At 73.5% G+C, this 6968-nt stretch carries 7 protein-coding genes; 6 read left to right on the top strand and 1 reads right to left on the bottom strand.

The window, feature by feature from the left end:
* The 5 genes from murJ to L0P92_RS40205 form a co-directional block, all read left to right on the top strand.
* On the top strand, positions 1-1668 hold a 1668-nt coding region (gene murJ / locus L0P92_RS40225; RefSeq protein WP_372497412.1), incomplete at its 5' end, for a murein biosynthesis integral membrane protein MurJ.
* Entirely contained in the window at positions 1658-2449 is a 792-nt protein-coding gene (locus L0P92_RS40220; protein ID WP_234768087.1) for a polysaccharide deacetylase family protein, read from the top strand. The genes murJ and L0P92_RS40220, both read left to right, overlap by 11 nt.
* The gene (locus L0P92_RS40215; protein ID WP_234768086.1) at positions 2446-3588 is read left to right on the top strand and encodes a glycosyltransferase; all 1143 of its coding nucleotides are present in this window, start codon (positions 2446-2448) and stop codon (positions 3586-3588) included. The genes L0P92_RS40220 and L0P92_RS40215 overlap by 4 nt, the downstream gene beginning before the upstream one ends.
* A complete protein-coding gene (locus L0P92_RS40210; RefSeq protein WP_234768085.1) occupies positions 3585-4259 on the top strand; it encodes a YveK family protein in 675 nt (224 codons plus the stop codon). Before L0P92_RS40215 ends, L0P92_RS40210 begins: the two co-directional genes overlap by 4 nt.
* A complete protein-coding gene (locus L0P92_RS40205) occupies positions 4256-5413 on the top strand; it encodes a GNAT family N-acetyltransferase (protein ID WP_234768084.1) in 1158 nt (385 codons plus the stop codon). The genes L0P92_RS40210 and L0P92_RS40205 overlap by 4 nt, the downstream gene beginning before the upstream one ends.
* 14 nt (positions 5414-5427) lie before the next feature.
* Here the strand turns inward: L0P92_RS40205 and L0P92_RS40200 are convergent, their stop codons facing one another.
* Positions 5428-5880 (bottom strand): hypothetical protein, encoded by a 453-nt coding sequence (locus tag L0P92_RS40200; RefSeq protein ID WP_234768083.1) that lies wholly within the window; start codon positions 5878-5880, stop codon positions 5428-5430.
* A 125-nt stretch (positions 5881-6005) separates the two neighbouring features.
* On the opposite strand from L0P92_RS40200, the gene L0P92_RS40195 reads away from it, so the two are divergent.
* On the top strand, positions 6006-6836 hold the full coding sequence (locus L0P92_RS40195; RefSeq protein ID WP_234768082.1) for a transglutaminase-like domain-containing protein: 831 nt from the start codon (positions 6006-6008) through the stop codon (positions 6834-6836).
* Positions 6837-6968 lie beyond the last annotated feature (132 nt).

Genomic DNA, 6968 nt, shown 5'->3' with positions numbered 1-6968 from the left:
GCCCTGCCTGCCGCCCCACCGGCCACCCGGCCGACCGCCCCGCCCACCACCCGGCGTACCGGGGCGCCCTCGCGGCGTTTCCTCGCCCGGGCGACGCTGCTCTCCGCCGCGCTGTCGATGGCCGGGGCGGTCCTCGGACTCGGGCGGGACCAGACGCTCGCGCACCTGTTTGGTGCCGGGGAGGACAGCGACGCGTTCCTGGTCGCGTGGACGCTGCCCGAGATGGCCTCGACGCTGCTGATCGAGGACGGGATGGCGTTCGTGCTCGTGCCCGCGTTCAGCCTGGCGCTGGCGCGGCGGGCGCACGGCGTCGGCGCCCCCGACCCCGTACGTGCCCTGGTCACGGCCTCGCTGCCACGGCTGTGCCTGGTCCTCGCCGGCTCGGCCGCCGTACTCGCGGCCCTGGCGCCGCAGGTGGTCGCCGTGCTCGCGCCCGGCCTGCCCGAGCCGGACCTGGCCGTCTCCTGCACCCGGCTGACCGCGACCTGCGTCCTGACCTTCGGGCTCGCCGGGTACTTCAGCGCGGCGCTGCGGGCGCACCGCGACTATCTCGCGCCGGGCGCCATCTACATCGCCTACAACCTCGCGATCATCGCGACGATGTTCGTGCTCGCCGACCGCTGGGGCGTACGAGCCGCCGCGCTCGGGGTCGCGCTCGGCGGGTGCGTCATGGCCGCCGTACAGGCACCGTCCCTGTGGCGGCGGATCGTCGGAGGCCGGGAACCCGGTCGCTTCGCGACGGCCTCCGGGTACGTCGAGGACGGTGGCCGGGCGCTCGTGCCCGCCCTGGTCTGCGCGGTCCTGCTGTTCACGCTGTGCCGGCAGTCGCAGGTCCTCATCGAGCGCTATTTCGCCTCCGGGCTGCCCGCCGGGGCCATCTCGCACCTCAACTACGCCCAGAAGGTCGCCCAGTTCCCGATGTCGCTGGCGATGATGGTGTGTGTCGTGACCTTCCCGGTGGTGGCGCGGGCCATCGCCGAGGGCGACCTGCGGCGGGCCCGGGACCGGGTCGAGCGGGACCTGACGCTGATGGGCTGCCTCGTGCTGCTCGGTGCCGCCATGGTCGTGGCCTGTGCGCCGCAGATCATCCAACTGCTGTTCCAGCGCGGCGCGTTCACCGCACAGGACACCGCCGCCACCGCCGCCGTCATGCGGGTCTACGCGGTGGGGCTGCTCGGGCACACACTGGTCGGGGCGCTGGTGCGGTCGTACTTCTCGACCGGCCGTACCACCTGGTTCCCGCTGCTCGCCATGGGGGCCGGCGCGCTCGCCACCGCCGTCATCAGCGCCTGGGCCGTGGCCCCGTGGGGCGCGCGCGGCCTCGCCGCGGCCAACGCGGCCGGCATCACCCTCACCGCGCTGCTCCTGCTGAAGGGGCTCGGACCGCGGGAGGACGTGCCGGGCAGTGTGGCCGTGCGGGTGCGGTGGGTCGTCGCGGAGTTGTCGCGACCGGTGCGGGCGGCCGTGTGCGCCGCCGGGGCCGGGGGTGTCTGCGCGGGGCTGCTGCAGTCACCCGTGGCCGCCGTCGCGGTCGGCTGCCTCTGTGTGAGCGTCGTCTTCCTGTCGCTGGCCTGGGTCCTCGACGCGGCCGGTGTCCGGGCCCTTCTGCTTTCCGTCACGCATTCCGTCCGTAGCTCCCTCACCCGAAAGCTTCGCCATGGTCGCTGACATCTCCGCCGCCCCACGCGCGGCCGAACCCGATCCCGACCCGAACGCGGGGGGACGCCCGAGACGGGGTCCCGCCGCCTGGGTGGCCATGTACCACTCCGTCTCCGACTGCCGGGACGACCCGTACAACGTCACCGTCACGCCCGACCGCCTGGACCGGCAACTCGGCTGGCTCGCGGCCCGTGGACTGCGCGGGGTGAGCGTGCGGGAGCTGCTCGCGGCGCGCGCCCGGGGCGCCGAGCGCGGCCTGGTCGGGCTCACCTTCGACGACGGTTACACCGACTTCCTCACCGACGCGGTGCCCGTGCTGCACCGCTGGGGCTTCTCGGCCACCGTGTTCGTCCTGCCCGGGCGGCTCGGCGGCGAGAACTCCTGGGAGCCGACCGGGCCGCGCAAACCGCTGTTCGACGTGGCCGACGTCCACCGGGCCGTGTCCGCGGGCATGGAGATCGCCTCGCACGGCATGACCCACCTCAACCTGACCAGGACCACCGACGAGGTGCTGCACTCCGAGGTCGCCGGGAGCCGGCAGCGGCTCGCCGCCCTCACCGGAGGCGACGTCGACGGCTTCTGCTACCCGTACGGCTGTCTCGACGAGCGCGTCGTCGCCGCCGTGCGCCGGGCCGGCTACCGCTACGCCTGCTCGATCTCCCCCGGCCCGGACAGCTCCGGCGACCTCGCGCTGCCCCGGATCCACCTCGGGCAGGCGGACATCTCGCTGCGGCTGGAGCTGAAGCGCCGTCTGGCCCGGTACTACGGCCGTGCCCTGGAGGCCGTGTGAAGGCCCTGCACGTCATCACCGGCCTCGGCGTCGGCGGCGCGGAACAGCAGCTGCGGCTGCTGCTGCGGCACCTGCCCGCGCAGTGCGACGTGGTGACGCTGACCAACCCCGGCTCCGTCGCGGCCGGCCTGGCCGCCGACGGCGTCCGCGTCGCCCACCTCGGGATGAGCGGCAACCGCGACGTCGACGCGCTGCCCCGTCTCACCCGGCTGATCCGCGCCGGCCGCTACGACCTGGTGCACACCCATCTGTACCGGGCCTGTCTGTACGGCCGGATCGCGGCGCGGCTCGCGGGGGTCGGGGCGGTCGTCGCCACCGAGCACTCGATCGGCGAGAGCCGGCTGGAGGGCCGGCCGCTGACCTCGGGTGTCCGCGCCCTCTACCTGGCCGGCGAGCGGCTCGGCCGGGCCACGGTCGCCGTGTCGCCGACGGTGGCGCAGCGGCTGCGGCACTGGGGGGTGCCCGGGCCCCGCATCCGGGTCATCCCGAACGGCATCGACGCGCCCCGGTTCCGCTTCGACGAGGTGCGCCGCAAGGAGGCCCGGGCCTTCCACGGGCTGCCGCCGGACGCGTACGTGGTCGGCGGGGTGGGGCGGCTGGCCCCGGGCAAGCGGTTCGACCTGCTCGTGCGGGCGCTGCACCAACTGCCCGGCGACGTACGGCTGCTGCTGGTGGGCGCGGGACCCGAGGAGGCGGCGCTCAGGCGCACCGCGCAGCGGCTCGGGGTCGCGGAGCGGATGGTGCTGGCGGGCGAGCGCCCGTATCTGCCCTTGCCGGGCGACGACGCGCCGGGGCTCGCCGCACTGCTGTCCGCGATGGACGTACTCGCCTCGCCGTCGCCGGAGGAGGCCTTCGGCCTGGCCGTGGTCGAGGCGCTGGCGGCCGGGCTTCCCGTGCTGTACGCGAGTTGCCCGGCCGTCGACGACATGCCGCCGGACGCGGCTCCCGGAGCCCGGCGGGTCCGGGGCGGGGCGGATGCGTACGCGCGGGAACTGCTGCGGCTGCGGGCGGTGGGACGGGACGAGCGGTCCGTCCCCGATGTCGTACGCCGCTATGACATCGCGCGTACCGCGCGGCAGTTGATGGATCTGTACACGGCCGCTCTGGCCGGCTCGAACCTGGAAGTGAGTTCCTCATGACAGACAACCCCACTGAGGGTGCCCGGGTGGCCGACCGTACGCGCTCGCGCGTGCTACGGCTGGCCTCATGGTGGTGGCTGCCGGCCGCCGCGCTGGTCGGTGCCGCCGCCGGTGGCGCCTACGGCCAGCTGAGACCTCCGCAGTACACGGCGACCAGCTCGGTCGTCGCCGTGCCGAACGGCACGACCGAGGCCGACTGCACCGACGCGCTCGGCTTCGCGCAGGCGTACGGCCGGGTGGCCACGCAGCTCGCGGTGCTCGGGGACGCCCAGGTGTGGGCGGGCGTACCGGTGTCGACGCTGCGCGAGAGCGTGGACGTGGCGACCTCGCCGGACGCGCCGATGGTGGCGGTGTCGGCGACCGCGTCGAAGCCCTCGCAGGCCGTCGACATCGCCAACGCCGTGTCCCGTGCGCTGATCACGGAGGCGGACCACACGCGCTCGCGCACCGGCATCCGGCTCGAACGTCTCTCCCGTGCCCTGAAGCCCACCGAGCCGTCGTCCGCGTCCCCGGCGCTGGCCTCGCTGGTGGGCGCGAGCGCCGGCGGTCTGCTGGGCGGCCTCGCGCTGCTGGCCCGGCCGCGGCGTGCCCCGGAGGGGGACGACGACCAGGGCCACGCCTCGGTCCCCGGCCCGGCAGGGGCCGCCGACGCCCGCGGGACGCTTGGGTGAGCGGGTACGGGCGCGCGCTGTCGGTGGAGGTGTGCACCGAGGAGCGCGCCTTCGCCGAGCTGGCCGGCGACTGGGAACGCCTGCACGGTGCGTGCCCGTCCGCGACGGCGTTCCAGAGCCATGCCTGGCTGCACTCGTGGTGGCAGTCGTACGGCAGGCCGGGCCGGCTGCGGCTGGTGCTGGTGCGCAAGGGCGGTGCGCTGGTGGCGGCGGCGCCGCTGATGCGGGTGCGTCGGCCGCTGCCGGCGCTGGTGCCGATGGGCGGTGCCATCACCGACATCTGCGATGTGCTCATCGACGACGAGGTGGCCGCGCCGGCCGCCGGGGCGCTCGCGGGCGCGCTGGCCGAGCTGGCGCGCACCGCCCTGGTCGACTTCCGTGAGGTGCGGCCGGGCGGGGCGATGGAACGCGTCTACCTGTGCTGGCGCGGGCCGCGGCACCGGCTGCCCGACTCGGTGTGCCTGGAGTTGCCCGCCGTACCCATGGACGAGTTGGTCGGACGGCTGTCGTCGCGGCATGCCCAGCGGGTCCGCAACAAGGTGAACCGGCTCGCGCGGCTCGGCATCGAGTGGCGCCTGGTGCGCGGCGAGGAGACCGACGCCGCGCTGCGTCGGCTGCTCGCGCTGCACCGGCTGCAGTGGCAGGGCCGGGGGATGTCGTCGGAGCACGCGCGGCCGCGGTTCCTGGAACACCTGGTCCGCTCGGCGGCGCCGATGACCCGGTCCGGGCAGGCGGCGGTGATGGAGTTCCTGCTCGACGGGACGGTGGTGGCGGTCAACCTGAACCTGCTCTCGGGACGACCGGGAGGCCTGGCGGGCACCTACCTGTACGGCTTCCACCCTCAACTGCGGGAGCGCAAGGTGGACGTGGCGGCGATGCTGCTGCACGCCTCCACCGAGCACCTCACGTCGGTCGACGGCCACCGCGTGCTGAGCCTGCTGCGCGGTGACGAGCCGTACAAGTACCGCTGGCACCCCAAGAAGGTCGTCAACCAGCGTCTACTGCTGTCCCGCCGCCGCACCGCACCCCTACTGGCGGCGGCTGTCGCGGAGGCGGGTGCGCGGGAGCGGGTCAAGAGGGTGTTGCGGCGCGCGGCGGACGGGGCGGACGGGGCGGAGCAAGCGCAGCCGGTGGACCATGCGGATCAGCGGTAGCCGCCCTTCCCCGCTCACAGTCCGGAGTCGCCGCAGTCCCTCCATACGCCGTCCTCCTTGACCAGGGCCAACTCGAGGCTGTTCTCCGGTATCTCCTTGAGATGGGTGACGGCCACCGCTCTCGTGTCGCTCACCTGCGTGATCTCGTCGAGGACGAAGTGGAGGGCACCCGGGAAGTCCAGGTCGACGTCCTGCCCGGCATGCTCACGGCGTTCGCGGGCGCACGCGTTCGCGTAGATGTCCGCGTAGGTGGATTCCGGATCATTCATCACGTCGACGAACCGCTGGGCGGCGCCCTCCGGGGTGTTGTCGTAACTGTCGGGCCGGGTGGCGAGTACGACGACGGCGATCACGATGCCGGTGACTGCCACCGCACCCGCCACCACGACCGCCCTCCGCCGCCACCAGCCCGATCTGACCGGTTCGGGCCTGTCCGAGCCGGGTGTCGGATCGTCGCTCGTCATCATCACGGCCCTCCTCGGCTTGCTGAGCGAGGAGAGCTGTCTAACAGGCTGGTCCCGGGAGGGGTCCCGAGGTCTCATCACGTCTGATCCGGTCCCGATGTCAGTCCCGCCCCTTACGATCCCCGGTCATGACCGACGACCTCCTCGACTACGCGCGCCCCGGACCCTTCACGCGCCTGCACCCGACCCAACTCCGGCTGCTCGAAGGCCTTCCGGAGGACCCCGTGGGCATCTGTGCCGCCGTGCGGAGCCTGGTCATCCAGCCTGCGGACGCCGCGGCGTCAGGAGTGCCCGAGGACCGGATCGCCGAGAAGAACATCCGGCCGGTCAGCAAGCTGATCACCGCGCTGACCGCCCTTGATCCCGCGCCGCTTCACCATCCCCGGACACCCGGGACCCGGGTGATCGGCACCTGCCGTCACTTCGCCACCCTCGCCTGCGCGCTCCTGCGGGCGCGCGGCATCGCTTCCCGGGCCCGGTGCGGTTTCGGCACCTACTTCCTCGAGGACCGCGGCATCGATCACTGGATCACCGAGTACTGGGACGGCGACCGGCACCGCTGGGTGCGTGTCGACACCGAGCACCTCGGCAAGGACCACGTCGACCGCCCGGACGATCTCGCTCCCGGCGAGTTCCTCACCGGCGGCGAAGCATGGGTCCAGTACCGCGAAGGATTGCTGGACGCGGACCTGTTCGGCGTCGCCGGCACCGACCACGCCTGGGGCCCGGCCGAGATCAGCGGCAACACCGTCCGCGACCTCGCCGCACTCTGCAAGCGGGAGACACTCAACTGGGACGAGTGGGGCCGCATGACCGCGGCCTACGAGGGCAGGACCGGACCCGACTACGACCAGCTGATCGACGCGGTCGCCGACGCCTGCTCGAAGGACGATCCGCCGGCCTTGGCGGGCTTGTTCGCCCACGGGGATCTGGCGGTTCCTCAGCACATGGTTGCTTGAGCAGGACCCCCGACCGCCTACCGCACCGATACCTGTTACGCCCACTGAGTGAGCCGCACGGACCCTCAGCTCCCGTACAGCGCCTCGATCTCCCCCGCATACGCCGCCATCACCGCCTGCCGCTTCACCTTC

The organism is Streptomyces muensis (assembly GCF_021474425.1).
Taxonomy (GTDB): domain Bacteria; phylum Actinomycetota; class Actinomycetes; order Streptomycetales; family Streptomycetaceae; genus Streptomyces; species Streptomyces muensis.
Note: the sequence above shows the minus strand (reverse complement) of the source record. Positions and strands in the feature narration are given on the sequence as shown.